14 protein-coding genes are annotated in these 17921 nt (G+C 36.3%); 2 read left to right on the top strand and 12 right to left on the bottom strand.

The window, feature by feature from the left end:
- Nucleotides 1-87 precede the first annotated feature (87 nt).
- The gene (locus NTX65_07975) at nt 88-420 is read left to right on the top strand and encodes an ArsC family transcriptional regulator (GenBank protein MCX6169261.1); all 333 of its coding nucleotides are present in this window, start codon (nt 88-90) and stop codon (nt 418-420) included.
- On the opposite strand, the gene NTX65_07980 is transcribed toward NTX65_07975, so the two are convergent.
- From NTX65_07980 to NTX65_08010, 7 genes are all read right to left on the bottom strand, one after another.
- On the bottom strand, nt 415-1026 hold the full coding sequence (locus NTX65_07980) for an HAD-IA family hydrolase (GenBank protein ID MCX6169262.1): 612 nt from the start codon (nt 1024-1026) through the stop codon (nt 415-417). The two genes, NTX65_07975 and NTX65_07980, sit on opposite strands and share 6 nt — an antisense overlap.
- Before the next feature lie 132 nt (nt 1027-1158).
- A complete protein-coding gene (locus tag NTX65_07985; protein MCX6169263.1) occupies nt 1159-4329 on the bottom strand; it encodes an efflux RND transporter permease subunit in 3171 nt (1056 codons plus the stop codon).
- A 14-nt stretch (nt 4330-4343) separates the two neighbouring features.
- Nucleotides 4344-5405: an efflux RND transporter periplasmic adaptor subunit gene (locus NTX65_07990; GenBank protein ID MCX6169264.1), complete on the bottom strand. Its 1062-nt coding sequence runs from the start codon at nt 5403-5405 to the stop codon at nt 4344-4346.
- A gap of 30 nt (nt 5406-5435) precedes the next feature.
- Nucleotides 5436-6761 (bottom strand): TolC family protein, encoded by a 1326-nt coding sequence (locus NTX65_07995; protein MCX6169265.1) that lies wholly within the window; start codon nt 6759-6761, stop codon nt 5436-5438.
- On the bottom strand, nt 6758-7408 hold the full coding sequence (locus NTX65_08000) for a TetR/AcrR family transcriptional regulator (GenBank protein MCX6169266.1): 651 nt from the start codon (nt 7406-7408) through the stop codon (nt 6758-6760). The genes NTX65_07995 and NTX65_08000 overlap by 4 nt, the downstream gene beginning before the upstream one ends.
- A gap of 240 nt (nt 7409-7648) precedes the next feature.
- Nucleotides 7649-9709, bottom strand: a complete 2061-nt coding sequence (locus NTX65_08005; protein MCX6169267.1) for a pitrilysin family protein — start codon at nt 9707-9709, stop codon at nt 7649-7651.
- Between the two features lie 94 nt (nt 9710-9803).
- A complete protein-coding gene (locus NTX65_08010) occupies nt 9804-11129 on the bottom strand; it encodes a pitrilysin family protein (GenBank protein MCX6169268.1) in 1326 nt (441 codons plus the stop codon).
- Between the two features lie 238 nt (nt 11130-11367).
- Between NTX65_08010 and NTX65_08015 the strand changes: the two genes are divergently transcribed.
- Nucleotides 11368-12933, top strand: coding sequence for a hypothetical protein (locus tag NTX65_08015; protein MCX6169269.1), 1566 nt, complete (start codon nt 11368-11370; stop codon nt 12931-12933).
- Here NTX65_08015 and NTX65_08020 read toward each other — a convergent pair.
- The 5 genes from NTX65_08020 to NTX65_08040 form a co-directional block, all read right to left on the bottom strand.
- Nucleotides 12930-13928 (bottom strand): hypothetical protein, encoded by a 999-nt coding sequence (locus tag NTX65_08020; protein ID MCX6169270.1) that lies wholly within the window; start codon nt 13926-13928, stop codon nt 12930-12932. The two genes, NTX65_08015 and NTX65_08020, sit on opposite strands and share 4 nt — an antisense overlap.
- Before the next feature lie 11 nt (nt 13929-13939).
- Entirely contained in the window at nt 13940-14680 is a 741-nt protein-coding gene (locus NTX65_08025) for a hypothetical protein (GenBank protein MCX6169271.1), read from the bottom strand.
- On the bottom strand, nt 14677-15246 hold the full coding sequence (locus NTX65_08030; GenBank protein ID MCX6169272.1) for an RNA polymerase sigma factor: 570 nt from the start codon (nt 15244-15246) through the stop codon (nt 14677-14679). The genes NTX65_08025 and NTX65_08030 overlap by 4 nt, the downstream gene beginning before the upstream one ends.
- A 147-nt stretch (nt 15247-15393) precedes the next feature.
- Nucleotides 15394-16839, bottom strand: coding sequence for a glycine--tRNA ligase (locus NTX65_08035; protein MCX6169273.1), 1446 nt, complete (start codon nt 16837-16839; stop codon nt 15394-15396).
- A gap of 98 nt (nt 16840-16937) precedes the next feature.
- Nucleotides 16938-17921 (bottom strand): inorganic phosphate transporter, encoded by a 984-nt coding sequence (locus tag NTX65_08040; GenBank protein ID MCX6169274.1) that lies wholly within the window; start codon nt 17919-17921, stop codon nt 16938-16940.

The raw sequence follows: 17921 nt of genomic DNA on the forward strand, positions 1-17921 counted from the left end.
ATAGTTTATTTATTATTGTTCGAAAGAAAAATAAAACTTTTGTACACACTAAACAATGCGGCTCGGATACACTTTTAGGAAATTATTATGAATGTTCAGATATTCGGCACTAAAGGATGCAGTGAAACCCGCAAAGCCGAACGGTATTTCAAAGAACGGAGAATTACGTTCCATTTTAGAGATTTAAACGAAAAAGGGATTGCAAAAGGTGAGCTAGAAAATATTACACGCGTTATTCCGCTTGATGATTTGATTGACCGTGATGGGAAACAATTCAAGAAGAGAAATCTTCAATTTATGGTTTTCGATTTGGAGGAAGAATTGTTAAACGATTCTTTATTATTTAAAACTCCTATTGTAAGAAACGGAAAAGAAGTTACGGTTGGTTATAGACCGGAAGTATGGAAAGGATGGTCATAAAATTTTTTTCCTTTTCAACTCATCTAAAAGATTTTCGTAAGTGGTAAACTGAATTGCGTCCCAGCCAATTTTTCTTGCTCCTTCTACATATTCTTTAATATCATCAATAAAGAAATGCTCTTTAGACGGCTTTCCGGTAAAAGATTCAACCGTTTTATAAATTTCTTTTTCCGGTTTTAGAGATTTCACTTCATGCGACAGAATGAGTTTATCAAAGTATTTCAAAAAATCGAAATGCTGATAACCGTACTTTTTATGTATCGGATTTGTATTCGAAAGAAGAACAAGTTTGTATTTCTTTTTTTTCAATATCGGAAGAAGATCCGCTACCTCCCGGTTAATTGAAAACAAACTTGAATAAATCTTGCAAAATTGTTTTCCAAATACTTTTCCTTCCAGCCATTCCAGCATAATTGTTAAAAATTCTTCTGTATTAATTTTTCCCTTTTCAAATTCGCGGTGGATGTTATAGTTCTCTTCGTAAAGTTTGTAAAATTTAGTGCCAAGTCCGGGCTTAATTCTATTAAATTTGTTAACGATGATTTGATAATCGAAAGGAATGAGAACATTCCCCAGGTCAAAAACAATTACAGAATATTTTTTCATTGAATGATTCTACTTTTATGAAATTTTAGTGTTAAAAATATAAAAGAAGCTTTTATAGAGAAAGAAAATAAAAGCCGCGCTCAATTATGAATGCGGCTTTTAAATCAATCATTATCAGATTCAAATTTAGAACTATTTACTCAATCCCAGATCTTCAGAAACTGAATCTGGGACAATTGCTTTCTTCTTAAATCTCAAAAGTTCGCTTACTTTCTTAAACAATACAGGAATTCTCAAGCGGTATTCTTCAACTTTAGTATAAACTAACGGAACGATTAACAATGTTAATAGTAGCGAGCTAGTTAAACCTCCTATTAGTGCCCATGCTAAACCGGATTTCCACTCGGCACCTGAACTTGTTGAAAGAGCAATAGGAGTCATTGCAAAAATCATGGTTAACGTAGTCATAAATATCGGACGAATCCTCATCTTAACCGCATCAATCAATGCGTCATAAACGCTTTCCCCTTGTGCTCGCATAAAGTTTGTTCTGTCAACCAATAGAATCGCATTTTTTGCAACCAATCCGGTTAACATAATTATTCCAAGAATTGTAAAAATGTTGAGAGCTTTTAAACTCAGTGCCAATGCAAGCAGTGCGCCAATCATTGCAAGCGGTATCGAAAATAATATTACAAACGGATAAACGAATGAATCGTATAACGCAACCATTACCATGTAAGTGAACATTATTGCAGCGAGCATTGCAAGACCTAAATCTCCAAATGAATCGCGCTGACTTTTGATATCTCCCTGCCAAGAATATGTAACACCGGGCGGGAATTTATATTTCGCAAAAGCTTTTTCCATATCTTGAGATATAGTACCGGTAGTTCTTCCTCCCTGAACTTGAGAGTAAACCGTTACTGCAGCGCTTCTAGCTTCACGAGATAATTTTGTAGGTCCGGTTGACTGATAGATATTAGCAAATTGCTTAAGATATATTTGCTGTCCCTTTCTATTTGTAAAACTGATATTACCAAGATTAGCGGTTTTGGAACGATCAAATTGATCAAGAACGATTCTAATATCATATTCAGTATCGCCTTCGCGAAGAGTGGAATTATCATCACCGGTTAATGCAACTTGTAAAGTTTGACCGATATCCGCGACAGATAATCCGAATGAATTTAATTTTCTTCTGTCAATTTCAATTCTGGTTTCCGGATTTCCATCTTCCGCAGAAAGACGAACATCTGCAGTTCCCGGAATTTTTTTAACAATATTCTGAATGTCATGGGCTGTTTTCAAAACCTCTTCATAAGCCGGACCATTAATTATTAATTGGATTGGTGTCTGGTTTGCTGTACCAAAAATTCCAATCGGATTAATACGAACTTTAACTCCTGGAATTCTTTGAACCATCTGTTTAATCTCGTTTCCTACTTGATCGGTAGATTTAATTCTGTTTTCTTTAGGAATAAGTGTAACGGTTATTTCAGTTGAATTGCTGGAAGCAAAACCGACCAGCCCTTCAGTAGAAGAACCCACGTTAGCATACATCCTATCAACTTCCGGCATTTTACCAATCATTTTTTCAACTTGCTGCGAAACTATGTTCGTCTGCTCAATTGTTGTTCCAGGAGCCAACTCAAGACTTACAGCGAATTCTCCTCGGTCTGTCTGAGTCATAAATTCAGCACCTATAAACCCAAGCGGAATTAATGCGAAGGCAGCTACGAAAGCAGCAACAGTTAAAAGTGCGACTTTAATTCTATTTTTTAGTGCCCATTTAAGAACAGTGACATAATTTTCTGTAAGTTCTTTAAATTTCTTTTCGAACCAAAGTGCGAATTTACCAAGTAATGTTCTTGACGTCAGTCTTTCTAACTTGGCAAATCTTGATGCAAGCATTGGAGTTACTGTAAATGAAACGAATAAACTCATCAAGGTTGAAACGACAATAACGGCAGAGAACTCACGCAAAATATTTCCAACAATTCCACCAACCAGAGTTAGCGGTAAAAAAACCGCAACATCAACAAATGTTATTGCAAGAGCAGCAAAACCGATTTCATTTCGTCCGCGTAAAGCTGCAACTCGACTCTCCTCCCCTTTCTCCAGATGATGATAAATATTTTCCAGAACCACAATTGAATCGTCTACAAGAATTCCTACTACGAGCGAGAGTCCAAGGAGCGTCATTAAATTCAAAGTGAAGCCCAATGCCCATATTGCTATAAATGTTGATATCAGAGAACATGGAATGGCAATCAAAACGATTACTGAGTTTCTGACACTATGCAGAAACATTAACATAACAATCGAAACGAGCACTACTGCAAGCGCTAGATCGCTTTTAACAGCGTTAGCGGCATCAATAGTAAATAGAGAAGCATCCTGAGCGATTTCAAATTTCAAATTATTCGCTTTATAAACACTTTCAATTCTCTGGATCTCTTTTCTTACAAGTTTTGCAACTTCAACCGCATTCGCATCTGTTTGTTTCTGAAGAATCAATCCGACAGTACTTCGGAAATTAATACGAACAATATTTGTGTATTCCTTAATTCCATCTTGAACTTCCGCAATGTCTGAAAGCTTTATCTCACCACCCATTCTGGATTCGCCGATAGTAAGATTTTTCAAATCATCTACCGAAGTAAGTTTTCCCGCAACACGTACAATGAATTGGCCGTCTTTATCTTTTACTTTACCGGTAGGAAAATCAAGATTAGCGGCTCTTATCACTTGAGTAACTTGCGGAATTGAAAAACCGTAAGCACGTAATTTCTGCAGATCAAGATTCACTTTGATCTCCCGTTCTTCTCCGCCAACAAGTACTATCTGACCAACTCCGGGCACACGTGAAAGGAGCGGCTGAAGTTTATCTTTTGTGAATTGAAAAAATGTTTTTGAATCCATATCCGCAGAAACACCCATTCTCAAAATCGGAAGTTCATCAAGCGCAAATTTTGAAATCGTTGGTGTTTTTGCAGCGGTTGGAAGCTGGGTTGTAATTTGCCCCACTTTTCTCTGAGCATCTTGAAGTGAAAGATCTGTATTGGCAGATTGCAATAATTCTATAATAACAAACGAAACACCTTCCGAAGAAGTTGAACGTACATCGGAAACTTTATCCATTCCGGAAACCGCGTCTTCAATTACTTTAGTTACACCGGTTTCAACTTCATTTGGCGATGCACCCGGATATATCGTCGTAATCGTTATAATTGGCGGAGAAATTTTAGGCAGCAATTCGTACTGAAGCTGACGCAAAGCAAAGAGACCTAAAACAATGAGCGCTGAAAATATAATTATTATAAGCGACGGTCTTTTTATTGATAATTCTGTAATTGTCATTTTTAAAATCCTTTTTACTTATTGAGAATCTCAACTTTTAAGTTATCTACCAAATTATTTTGTCCGTTCACAACAATCGTTTCGCCTTCCATTAATCCTTGAAGCACTTGGACAAAAATACCGGATTCATTTCCCACTGTTAAGTTGCGAAGTTTTACAATACCGTTTTCTACTACAAACACTTGGGGCACTTTAACGCTCCCTACCAATGCATCTCTCGGAATAACAATTGTTTCTCTGTTTTTCAAAGAAGTGAACTCAACTCGCGCAAACATTCCAGCTTTAAGAGGATGAGCACTTTCATTGTTAATTGTAATTTCAACCGGATAAGTATGTGCCTCATCTCCTTTAGAACTAATCGATTCTACTCTTCCTTTGAATGTGACACCGGGGTAAACATCAACAGTAACCGTAACTGCATCTCCGGCTTTTGTAAGAAAGGCATCACTTTCCGCAAGATTTAATTTTACTTTTAATTTACTTATATCAACAACATTTGCAACCATTGTTGCCTGCGGCGCACCTTGAACCATTGAACCCAAATCAACATAGCGGCTAGTAACGTAACCGGAAATTGGAGTTTTAATTTGGGTGTCATTGAGCTGTCTTTTTGCAACAATGTATTGTGCTTCTGCCATTGCGGCTCCCAGTTTTGCCTGATCGAGCTGAGAATCGGTAACAGATTTCTGCTGATAAAGTGTTTGAAATCTTTCATAATCTTTTTTAGCTTTTTCATAGTTCGCTTCCGCACTCATTAATGCAGCTTTCTTTAACTCGTCATCAACTTGAAAAAGAACTGATCCGGCCGGTTTATAATCGCCAACTTTGGTAAATACACCGGTAATTTTTCCAGCAGCTTCAGAAATAATATTTACATCACCATTTGCAATTATGTTACCAACCATACTTAATGATTCCGATAAATTTTTCTTCTCGGCTTTTTCAACTGAAACATAATAAACGTCTTTAATGCCGCCAGCTGTGGTTTCCGCCATTTTTTTCTTGTTCATAAACAGTATTGTAATAATGACTGCAAAGATCACTATTACTGCAACTATCGATTTCCATCTCTTCATGATTTACTTCTCCAAATGATTTTAAATTTTTTATTTACCTATTGACTTGTCTAATCTTGCTTTCGCAAGTTCAAAATCAACAATAGAATTTGTATAATTTATTTTAGCCGTTGATTGAGCGGTTTCGGCGTCAACAACTTCCGAACTGAGAGCCAGACCGTTCTTAAATTTATCCGCAGTCATTCTCATATTTTCGTCTGCTTGTTTAACTGATAACTGCGAGATTTCTATTTTTCTTTTAGATTGATTCACATTCAAATAATTCTGAGTTACTTCCAACGTAATGTTGTCTTTAATAATTCCCAATCCGTCTTGAGCTTGAGAAAGTGTTGCTTCTGCCTGTTCAGTCTGATGTGCAGTTGTAAGCCAATCCCAAATATTTAGACTTAAATTCACACCTGCATCCCATGTATCTTTAAATTCATCTTTCGAGGGAAATATTCTCTGATTCGGTCTGCTTGAATAATAATTACCGAACAAACTAATTTGCGGGTACCAAGAAGATCTAGCCATAGTAACACCTGCCTCGCTTGCTTTGATTCTATAATCTGCGGATTTTATTTCCGGACGTTTTTCCACGGCATCGCTAATGAGGTTATTAAGTTCGTCATAATTAAATTGTGTCAAGTTAACAGAAGAATTTATTTCAATACTTGTTGTTAGTGCAATACCGAGCACACTGTTCAAACTAACTGTGGCAAGTTTTACAGCATTTTCCGCATCAATTTGATTGAACATCATATTAGAGAGCTGCACCTCAAGTTTGAGCACATCGTTCTTGGTTAACATTCCGACTGTCAATAAATTTTTAGCATCTTCGAGATGTGCTTTTATCATCTGCACATTATCATCCATAACATTCTTCAACTGAGTTGCTTTGAACAAAGACCAGTAAGCGTTTTTGATATTGAATACCAATTCGTTTTTGTCCTTATTATAATCTTCGTTAGTTGCACTCGAAGTGTATTCGGCAATATTCGTACTGCTTAGTAATCTAAAGCCGGTAAATAACGGCTGGAATACAGAAAGCTGAGCCGAATAGTTGTCAAATATTGAGGGCGCTATTTCAAAAGTATTTCCCAATACCGAGATGACAGCTGGATCAATCTTACTCAGTCTTCTGTAAGATGCCGCAAGTTTAAGAGACGGTAATCGACCTGCATTCACTTCGCTTAATCTTGCATCGGCAGATTTCACTTTCATAAGTGATGAATGAAGTGTTTTGCTGTTCTTCAATCCTATCTGAATAGCCTGATCAATCGTGATTGAAAGTTTTTCCTGTGCTCGAACAGCAGAATTGAATAGCATCAATCCGAATATTAACAGAATAAGTTTGAGATTTGATCTAATCATCATATTGTTTCTCCGTAATTTTCTTTTATAAGTGTTGATGTGTTGTATTTCTTCCTTCCTTCAACTGTAAAAATTCCTTCAAATAAAATTTTTATTATTTCTTTGAAGACTTGATCGGCTGAGATCGGCAATTGTGAAAGCACATCCGGATTTATTAAACTATGAATTGCCGCAACATAAGAGAGTACGATTACTTCAGTGTGAACATCTTTTCTAAAAATCCCGCTCTTAATTCCTTGCTCCATCAATCGCGATAAATTAGAATGCGCTTTTTTCTTTCGGAACTCCTGAATATCACGCCACAGTTCTGGGTGGTTTTTTATCATGTCGCGAACCATTGGGCCCTCCAACTTAGCACCTGTTTTGGCAATAAAATTCATAAACCGTTTCAACTTCTCGATAAATTCCATTTTCTTATCGGCAACCAATGGTTCAATAAATGCGTCGACTTCACACTTTATCGATATTATAAGTTCTTTAATAAGGTGTTCTTTGTTGGAGAAATGTTTATAAAGAGTTTTTTTGCTAATCCCTAACTCAGCAGCTATCTCTTCCATAGTAATTTTAGCATAGCCATACCGGTAAAACATCTCTTCGGTTTTAGAAAGTATTCTTTGCTTTGTTTCAATATCGTGTTTCATTTTTTCCATTTTTTTCTTTAGGATAAGACGTTTGGCAAAAACGATGGTTCCATAGGAAACATTATTTGTATTTTTCGTTTCCAAACTTATAAAAGCGTCTTGATTAATCCAAAATAATTTTTGAGAAAGACGGAGGTAAAAATAGATGAGCTTGTCTAAGAAGTTAAGAATAAATCGGTGAATGATAGAAAAAAACCGGTAAATGAAAAATGGCAGGGGATCAAAGAATTAAATCCCCTGCCTAATAAATTATTTTATCTCAAAAAGAGAGTCGGCTAAATTTGTATTTACTTCAATTGAAGAAGTAATTAAATCTATGGCGCCTTGAGCTGTAACCAAACTCATCTTAAAAGCGTATTTCACTCCCTGAACATCACGGTAATCATCAAAATCAATAGTCTGTGTTGCCCCGGCTCCTTCGGCTATTGTTCGAACAATAAGTCCGGAATTCACATCGTAATAATTTGTAGCTTTTTTACCGGATGGGTATGTAAATGTAACAACGTACGCCTCTTTATTATTAATCGTTTCCATTCCCGTTAATTCGGTTTTAACATTATTCTTTCCGTATTCGAGCATTGAGTAGAGAGAACCAAGTTTCATTTGTTCAACTTGTTCCGGTGTCATATTCTGCTCTTGTCCCATTGAACTTGACTTCCCTTTTTCTCCATCAAAAACAGTAGTCTGCTGTCCAACTCCAAAATCAACCAGCTGATAAAATTTGTTAGGAGCTTTTTGAGATTGCGTCATAGTAATATTCATTCCCTGCATAGCACCGGACATCTTTGTTGTTTTGTCTTTGACCTTAAGGATATTTTCTTTGCCGCCGATCGCTTCGATGTATTTATTAAGAACTTGATCAACATTAACTCCTTCCGGAACTTTCTTCACGTTAGGATCGTATTTCTCTCCGTAGGTATCAAGATAATCAATTTTACCGCTAACGCTGAATTTGGAAATATTTTTTGCAATCTCCTGAGCATTGCCAACGATTACGATATTTGCGTTATTCGGTTTAATATATTTTTTAGCGACGGCTTGAACATCATCAACAGAAACGGCACTCAAGTTCTTGAGATAATTTTTATAGTAATCCTTTGGAAGATTGTAACGAGCAATATTAATTGCGAAATTGGCTATAGTTGCCGGTTGTTCGAGAGTGCGTATAAAAGTTCCGGATAATAAATTTTTGGCATTCTGTAATTCTGTTTCACTAACTTTTTCATTTCTAATTTTCTTCATTTCGTTCATAATTTCTGTAATGGCGCTATCCGTAACCGCGTTTCTAACTTTTGTTGAAGCGGAGAAACTTCCAATTAGTTTATCCGGGCTCAAACTTGAGTATGCACCGTAAGTATACGCTTTAGCTTCTCTTAAGTTCATAAATAATCTTCCGGTTGCGCTGCCACCTAATATTAAATTGGCAACCCTAGCTTTCATTGCATCTTCGCTACCGATTGGTAATTCAACAGGATAGCAAACAGAAATAACAGATTGAACTGAACTTGCACGGTCAACGAGTTCAACTTTAGTTACAATCGGTGCCTTAGGTGTTTGATAAGTATTCTTTGGAACATCTTTTTTCTCCCATTTGCCGAGATATTTTTCAACTAAAGATTTTGCTTTTGCTTTGCTTATATCGCCAACAATAGCGAGATATGAAATGTTTGGTCTGAAGTATGTGTCAACGTATTTTGAACACATATCAAGAGTAATTGATTTCACACTTTCTTCCGTCTGAGATTCTCCGTACGGATGTTCTTTGCCGTACATTACCGCATCAGAAACCCTCTGGGAAATCTGATCCGGATCATCTTTTTGATAAGCTAATCCTGATAATGTTTGTTTTCTGATCTTTTCAAGTTCTTCCTGCTTGAATTCGTGATTCAATATGATATCGGAAACAATTTCCATAATTTTTTCTGCGTATTTAGAAAGACCGGATGCACCGATGCCCGATGAGGAAGTTGACAGCGATGCGCCGAGAAAATCAATTTCCTCGTCGAGTTTATCCTTTGTTCTGCTTTTAGTTCCAGTACGTAAAAGTTCTCCCGCGGCAGAAACATAGCCAGCATTTTTCCCTTCAATAACCGGGTCTGAATCAACGACTAAACTAAATGTTACTTCCGGCAATTTGTGGTTTTCTACAACGAATACTTTAAGACCGTTTGCAAGTACGAACGACTCGGCATTGCCGATTTTCACTTCAGGTGCAGGACCGGGCTGAGGACGTTTACTTCTATCCAGCTGCGCGTTAGAAATTGCCGCAGTGAATAAAATCAACATTAATACTAAAATTTTGTTTTTCATTTTTATTACTCCGTTATGTTTTCAATTCTTAATTGTCATTACACGCAATGCATCTCTAACCGGTTAGTAAAAGAGATACTACACAATGACATTGTTATTTCTTCTCCATTGATTTCGGTAAGTAATAGAGAGTAACTCTATTTTCTTTTGTCAAATATTTATTTGCAACTTGTTTGATGTCTTCACGTGTAACTTTCATATAACGCTGGAGTTCTGTATTGATCAAATTTGCATCTCCGAAATAAACAAAGTAGTTGGCAAGACTTTGGCCAATTCCCTGTACAGTCGAATTTCTTGTAACAAAATCCGTTTCAACTTGATTTTTAATCTTTTGAAATTCTGTTTCGGTAATTAAATCTTTTTTTACTTTTTCAATTTCGGCATCAATTGACGATTCTAAATCTTCCGCTTTAATACCTTTGTTAGCAATAGCGAGAGCAATAAATAATCCGGGATCTTCCAATGGGAAAGGAATTGATTGAACCTGAACAGCTTTCTGTTCTTTGTCTTTAATTTCTTTTGTCATTCTCGAACTTTCACCGCCTGTAAGTAATGTACCCAACATACTCAGAGCATAGTAATCCGCTGTCCCTTGCGCAGGCATATGATATGCTTGAAGAACAAGCGGAAGCGAAACATTATCATATACAATATCTCTAACTTCGGCAGTTTTAACCGGCTCCACTTCCTTAGGGCGAACAATAGTTTCTTTTCCTTTTGAAATTTCACTAAAATATTTTTTTATGAGTTCTTTGGTTTTTGCGACGTCAATATCTCCGGCGATAGTTAAAGTTGCATTTTGCGGAACATAGTACATCTTATAAAATGCAATAAACTCATCCAGCTTTGCCTGATCTATGTATTGAGCCGAACCGATAGGAGTCCATCTGTAAGGATGAACCTTGTAGGCATTACCAAATAATTTTTCAATAAGTGTTCCATACGGACGATTATCAAGGCTTTGTTTGCGTTCTTCTTTTACAACCTTACGTTGGGTTTCGACGCCAATGCTATCGATCTTTAAGTGCATCATTCTTTCGGATTCCATGTACAATCCAAGCTCAAGCTGGTTTGAAGGGAGATTCTCGTAGTAGTAAGTTCTATCGAAAGAAGTGTTTGCATTAAGCGAGCCGCCTGCTGCTTCAATAATTTTAAAATATTCACCTCGTTTAATATTAGGAGAACCCTCAAACATTAGATGTTCAAAGAAATGCGCGAAACCTGTTCTTTGAGGATCTTCGTTCTTACTTCCAACATGATAAAGTACCGACACCGCTACTATTGGAGTAGTATTATCTTGATGCAGGATTACGTTCAATCCATTATCTAACTTGTACTGAACGAAATTAATTTTCTTCGATTGTGCATTGACAAGCACAAATCCTGCTAATAGAAAAAGCAAAATGAGTTTGCGTTTCATTAAGACAGCTCCTTTTGATATTATTTGATTAGATCTTCTCGTGGTTTTCACTTTAAACTTAGCAAATTCTTTAAAAGATTGCGAATAAATAAACATTCTCAGAACCATTAGGTTTACCATAAATATTGAAAATTTTACTTTCAAAATCCCATCAATCCTCAGTATAAAAAATAGTATTTCAAATCACTCTCTCTTTTTGTTATTATGCAACTGTTTTTGAAGGGTAACCGGCGGATTGATGAAAAAAATTTTACTAAGACTTTTCACAACAGTTTTATTTCTGTCATTTATTGAAATTCCCGTCTATCCGTCAATAACCACCTTGCCGGTTGGGAAAAATGAAATAAATAATCTATTGAAAGAACCGCGTAGTAATCAAACTCAAGAAATAAATTATTCAATAGAACCCTTTTATGATTTAAATGCATTCCGTTTAATTGTTGTTCTTGAATTCAAAGGAGATAAATCGGGGGAAACAAAGATTGTTCTACCAGGCAGCCCCGATCTTAATTCAATTAAATATTTAAAAGCGATTTCACCCAATACATATATTTTAGATTCGGATAAACCGGAAATCAAAATTGTCAGATATCAGCCCGGTTCATTGGTGCGTATTTATTATCAGTTTGAGGAATCGAGAAACGGCGACTTAGAACTGGGTAATCAATACATGGCAATCGTGAACAAACACTATTTCCATTTTTTAAGTGAGACATTCTTTATTGTACCGGCATGGGATTACAACACTGAATATATTTTCAAGATTATGTGGAATCATCTTCCGGCAAATTGGAGCCTGGCAAATAGTTTCGGCCTAAATGAGAAATATCAAGAATTTAGATTGTCGTTGTGGAAATTTAGACATTCTGTTTTTGCCGGCGGAGATTTTAAGATTATGCAACGTTTCATTGGAAAAGATGTTATTTACATTGCCATTCGGGGTAATTGGAAATTTTCGGAAGATCAATTCTGCGATCTTGTCCGCGATATAATGATCGAAGAAAGAAATTTCTGGAATGACCATAGCACTCAATACTTTTTAGTAAATCTTCTTTCAATTTCCGGAGGTGGAGATCAAGTAGGAATAGTAAGGGATAATGTTTACTCACTATTTTTATCATCCGATAGAATAATTGATATAAGAATGAAAAGGATTCTCTCGCACGATTTTTTTCATACCTGGATCGGAGAAAAAGTTCAGTTTGCAGATCCTGAACAATTGGTTTACTGGTTTAAAGAGGGCTTTACCGATTATTATGCAGATTTGCTTTTACTTCGGGCGCAATTAATTTCACTCGATGAATATGTTGATCAATACAACACCATACTTGAAACATATTATACTTCGCCGATGCGTTATGAAAAAAACGAACGATTGATAAATGAATTTAAGAGCGATAGAGACCTAACCAGGCTGCCATATCAGCGAGGACAAATTTTCGCGCACAATCTTAATTTTGTAATCCTTAAAAATTCCTCATGGAAAAAATCGCTTGATGATCTGATGCGCGATCTACTATCCCGCTGCGTTAATGAATCGTTGATAATTTCGAACGGAAGTTTAAGCGCACTTATAAGATTTTATGCCGGTGATCAAATTCTTTCGGAAATGATGCGAACATTAAATTCAGGTGCTGTTTTAAAAACTTTTCCGGAAGCACTCGGTCCATGTTTTAAGATGGATATGGACTCACGGAAGAAATTAATAATTTTTGGCGAGCAGTATGACATCCCTTCTTATAAGTTGAAAAACGAAAATCAGCCGATTGATAAAACATGTTTGGACTGGTTCGGAGTTGATTAATTTTTCATCTTATTTTTTCTAAACTTCGGCAATAAAAGCAATCCTATTACTACAACTATTACGCCGCCGGTTATATAAACAGTCCAAATATTCGAAACACGGGATTCGACAATCATTACGTAATCAATGTAGGCAAATTTATCTTGATTAAATTTCCACGTTGCTTTGTTCCCTTCTAAAGTGCTTGCGTTGGTATTTAAAATGATTCCCGGCATTATTACTTCATTTGTGTATTCGCCATCAATACCCGACATCTGTTCCAAATCCGAGTTAATATTTTTCATAATACGGTCAATGTTCTCTTTATATAACGCAACCTTTTTTGAACCTAGTACTTTTTGTAAACTTCTTATTATACTATCCGAATTTCCAGGTCCGGCTACCAGACTATCTTTTAACTCCCGTTTTTTCGAAACCAGCATATTTAGCAACAGCGAGTCTTTTTCTTCCCGGACATTTTCAATGAATTGTTGATAAAATTCTTCCAAAATATTTTCTTCCACAAATTGATCGAGCCTATTTTTCAAAGATTTATTTGTATCCTCTGTTCCAAGCTTATTGTACTCTTCCTGACTTAGAAATGATTTTAATGGAATTCTATTGAACCTATTATATGTTTTATATTCTTCTTTATATGTAAGATAAGTGAAAAACCATCTGAATTTTTTATCAAATTTAATTTCCACACCGACTTTGTTTTTTCCCTTATACTCTTCATTTAGCTGGTTCACATCGTCAAATTTTTTATGAACTATAAACACTTTTTGTGTATCGGCGCCCAAAGTTTTGTACTGAAGATCCCAGCTTTTGTCATGAGGAACTAAAAATTTACCGTTCATTATTCTTGACGAATCAACCTTTGCGACAATAATTCTTTCGCATGAACCGTCTCTGTTAATCTTGGTTGTAGTTTTATATTCTTCTTTGCAACCCGCTAGACTAAATAATGCAACAGAGATTATCCCGTAAATCCAAATACCTATTTTAGTTTTCATTTTATTCCTCTTTATTTATTTCTCTGCTCTAATTCTTTTGTTAATCGTTCTACTTCCTTACGAAGAGAGATTATTTCATTATTGGTGAATCCGGACGAGCGCACGAAAGAAGTATCTTTATAAAATTGAGTCCGCAATTCTTCCAGACGAATTTTGGTTGCATCATCTAATTTTCCGTAATCATCAAAAAGCGCAATAAGATCTTTTCTCTTCATCAGAACTAATTCTTTGTTGATTTCCATGTAAGAACTTTTTCCATTGATCAGTTTGTATGCATCATAGAAAAATTTCAAAACCCGCTCCTCTTGTTGTATAACACCGGCATAAACCATCTTTTGATCAAAACGGTTACCAATCTTCTGTTCCAGAGAGATAATTTGCTTTGTGTCGCTGTATTCCATGACAACGAATGAGAGCGTACTCAGAAGAAGTATCATAGTTAATGCGAACTTTACAGATCGGCTGGAAATCAATTCGATGAAGTGATCAAATATCGTTTCCGGATAAGAGTCTTCTTCAGCAGTGATCTGTTTAATGATTGATCTTGTAAGATTCTCTTCGAAATCGAAACGATGATTTGTTCTTTTTATTCTTTCGATAAGGTCGTCCGCCTTCATAATTTTTTCGTAGAGATTATTACATTCGGTGCAATTATTAACATGACGAAGTATTAATTCCCACTTTCCGGGATCATCGCCGCCGTTTTTTTGAGAATAGAGAAATTCTTGTATTTCTTTGCATTCAATTTTCATTTTTCCAAACCGATTATTTTTTTTCTAATGTTTTGCCGTGCAAAAAATAAATTTGTTTTAACAGACGCTTCAGCCATTCCGGTTACCTTGGCAACTTCTTTTATAGAAAGTTCTTCGATGTCTCTCAGTACAAAAATTATCCGTTGTTTTTCGGAAAGTTGATTTGAAAAATATTTTATAAGCATAACGGTTTCTTTATTTGTGAATTCTCTTTCTATGTCGGTTGAACTTACAAACTCCGGTTCAAAAATATCTTCATTCGATTTTTCAAACCACTTATACCTTCTTTTGGATTTCAATCTATCATAACACAAATTCACAATTATTTTATACATCCACGTTGTAAACTTCGATCTTGAATCGTAGCTCTTCAAATGTTTCCAAATCCGGATGAAGCATTCTTGAACAATCTCTTTTGCGTCATCTTCGTTGCACAATATTCTGAATGAAACGGCAAGACAATATCTTTGATACGATACAACAATTTTTTCAAACGCACGGACCTCTCCGCTTTTGGCTTTTTCGATCAATTCGATCAATTCATCATTCGAAATTTGTACTTGCATTCAATTATGTCGTTTTTCATTCAATGATACGACTGAAAATAGGAAAAGTTAAATCGATCGGAAAAATTTTTTGATGGGTAAATGTAGAGACGCTCAGTTGAGCGTCTCTTAAAATAAACTACAGATAATTCTAAATCTTTAAGAAAATTATCTCAATTTCTCTGAAATGTAATTGAGTAAATTGCTTATAGGAATTCTAATCTGCTGCATCGTATCGCGTTCTCTAACGGTCACAGTTTGATCTTCAAGCGTCTGTGTATCGACAGTTATACAGAAAGGTGTTCCAACTTCATCCATTCTTCTGTAACGGCGTCCTACGGCTCCTTTATCATCATAAAATATTCTTAAGAAAGGACGAAGATCCGCTTCAATTTTTTTTGCGATCTCCGGCATTCCGTCTTTATTAACAAGAGGAAGAATCGCCGCTTTAATAGGCGCCAGTTTAGGGTGAAATTTTAATACGCTTCTCATTTCTCCGTTAACTTCTTCTTCATAATAAGCATCAACCAAAAATGCCATAAATGAACGGCTTGCGCCTGCTGAAGTCTCGATGATGAATGGAATAAATTTTTCTTTTGTTTCATCATCAAAGTATTGCTGGTTCTTTCCGGAAAATTCTTGATGTCTTCCTAAATCAAAATCTGTTCTGTTGTGAATCCCTTCAATCTCACCCCATCCAAAAGGAAATTCGTATTCGATATCTGTCGCTTCTTTCGCATAATGGGCAAGTTTATTTTTAGGATGATCATGAAAACGTAATTTACTTTCGGTCATTCCCAATGATTTAAACCAGTTTATTCTTCTCTCTTTCCATTCATCATAATGCAGTTTATCTGTTCCGGGTTTGCAAAAGTATTGCATTTCCATTTGTTCAAATTCGCGTGTGCGGAAAAGAAAATTCTTTGTATTGATCTCGTTTCGGAAAGCTTTTCCGATCTGCGCAATACCGAAAGGAAGTTTCTGACGGCTCGAATTGGCGACGTTCAAAAAGTTTACAAATATACCCTGAGCTGTTTCCGGTCGTAAATAAATTACATTTGCCGAATCATCTACCGGACCCAGAAAAGTTTTAAACATGAGGTTGAATTTTCGTGGTTGTGTGAAAGTACCTTTATTACCGCATTGAGGACATCCCAACAATTCTAAAAGTTTTACAGATTGAGCTGGGTCTTCAATGAGAGCCGAAAATTTATCATCAAGCGTTCCTTCTGCAGAAAGAATTGAGGCATCAAGTTCTTTAATTGCTTTCTCTTTATTCTTAATGCTGATAAGTTCGGTGAGTGTATCAACTCTGAATCTTGCCTTACATTGTTTGCAGTCGATCATTGGATCAGTGAAGTTTTCAACGTGACCGCTTGCTTCCCAAACGCGTGGATGCATAAGAATTGAAGCGTCCAATCCTTCAATATCCTCGCGGTATGTCATCGCTTTCCACCATTCTTCTTTTACGTTTTTCAGAAGTTCCACACCGAGCGGACCGTAATCCCAGCAGCCGTTCAAGCCGCCGTAAATTTCAGATGATTGAAATACAAATCCTCTTCTCTTGGCAAGAGAAACTATTTTTTCAACAGTGTCATTTTGATTCTTTGCGATGATACACCTCTAATTTTTTGCGCAAATATAAGAAGAATTGGCGGGAGTCGGAAGATTTGAAATTCATTACGAAGAATAGAATCGAACTTCTCCTTTAATTAAAACAACTTTACCAATGAATAAAATAACGCCGATACAGATGCAGCAAGCGGAATAGTTAATATCCATGCCCAAACTATTCTCCCTGCAACTCCCCATTTAACATTCATTAAACCTTTTATTGAACCGACACCCATAATAGAACCGGTAATTGTATGAGTTGTGCTAACAGGAACACCCATTGAAGTTGAGAAAAAAAGCGTAACCGCCGCTCCGAACTCCGCGCAGAAACCATCAACGGGTCTAAGCTTTGCAACTTTTTGTCCCATCGTTTTAACAATCCTCCATCCGCCGAACATAGTACCAAATGCAATTGCGGCTTGACAAGAAATTACTACCCAGAAAGGAATGTAAAATTTATCTATTAATCCCGCACTAAAAAGAAGCCCCGCAATTATACCCATCGTTTTTTGAGCGTCGTTCCCGCCATGACCAAGACTGTATGCGGCGGCAGAAATTAATTGTCCCTTCCTAAAAATATGGTCAACCTTCATCGGATGACTTTTCCGAAAAAGATTATAAACTACAACACCGATTACTACTCCAAGCACTAATCCTAATATTGGCGAAATAAAAATGAACAATACAGTTTTCCAAATGCCGCTTGCAATTAAAGATTGAGCACCGGCTTTAACCAATGCTGCGCCGATCAATCCACCTATGAGCGCGTGAGAAGAACTTGTTGGCAGACCTAGATACCAAGTAATTATATTCCATATGCATGCACCCATTAACGCGGCAAAAATAATTGACGAGTCAATTACTTTTATATCGACAATTCCTTTTCCAATGGTTCCTGCAACATGAAGCCCAAAGACTAAAAAAGCCACAAAGTTAAAAAATGCAGCCCACATAACCGCTAACCGCGGCGAAAGAACTCTTGTGGAAACAATTGTTGCAACAGAATTGGCCGCATCATGAAAACCGTTTAAGAAATCGAATGATAGAGCTAATAGAATAAGCAGTACAATAGCTAGAGTCAT

This window comes from Ignavibacteriales bacterium, from assembly GCA_026390795.1.
GTDB lineage: Bacteria > Bacteroidota > Ignavibacteria > Ignavibacteriales > Melioribacteraceae > Fen-1258.

Coding starts and splice junctions, on each gene's coding strand:
- NTX65_07975 (MCX6169261.1), top strand. CDS start 88: ATGAATGTTCAGATATTCGGCACTAAAGGATGCAGTGAAACCCGCAAA.
- NTX65_07980 (MCX6169262.1), bottom strand. CDS start 1,026: ATGAAAAAATATTCTGTAATTGTTTTTGACCTGGGGAATGTTCTCATT.
- NTX65_07985 (MCX6169263.1), bottom strand. CDS start 4,329: ATGACAATTACAGAATTATCAATAAAAAGACCGTCGCTTATAATAATT.
- NTX65_07990 (MCX6169264.1), bottom strand. CDS start 5,405: ATGAAGAGATGGAAATCGATAGTTGCAGTAATAGTGATCTTTGCAGTC.
- NTX65_07995 (MCX6169265.1), bottom strand. CDS start 6,761: ATGATGATTAGATCAAATCTCAAACTTATTCTGTTAATATTCGGATTG.
- NTX65_08000 (MCX6169266.1), bottom strand. CDS start 7,408: ATGGAAAAAATGAAACACGATATTGAAACAAAGCAAAGAATACTTTCT.
- NTX65_08005 (MCX6169267.1), bottom strand. CDS start 9,709: ATGAAAAACAAAATTTTAGTATTAATGTTGATTTTATTCACTGCGGCA.
- NTX65_08010 (MCX6169268.1), bottom strand. CDS start 11,129: ATGAAACGCAAACTCATTTTGCTTTTTCTATTAGCAGGATTTGTGCTT.
- NTX65_08015 (MCX6169269.1), top strand. CDS start 11,368: ATGAAAAAAATTTTACTAAGACTTTTCACAACAGTTTTATTTCTGTCA.
- NTX65_08020 (MCX6169270.1), bottom strand. CDS start 13,928: ATGAAAACTAAAATAGGTATTTGGATTTACGGGATAATCTCTGTTGCA.
- NTX65_08025 (MCX6169271.1), bottom strand. CDS start 14,680: ATGAAAATTGAATGCAAAGAAATACAAGAATTTCTCTATTCTCAAAAA.
- NTX65_08030 (MCX6169272.1), bottom strand. CDS start 15,246: ATGCAAGTACAAATTTCGAATGATGAATTGATCGAATTGATCGAAAAA.
- NTX65_08040 (MCX6169274.1), bottom strand. CDS start 17,921: ATGACTCTAGCTATTGTACTGCTTATTCTATTAGCTCTATCATTCGAT.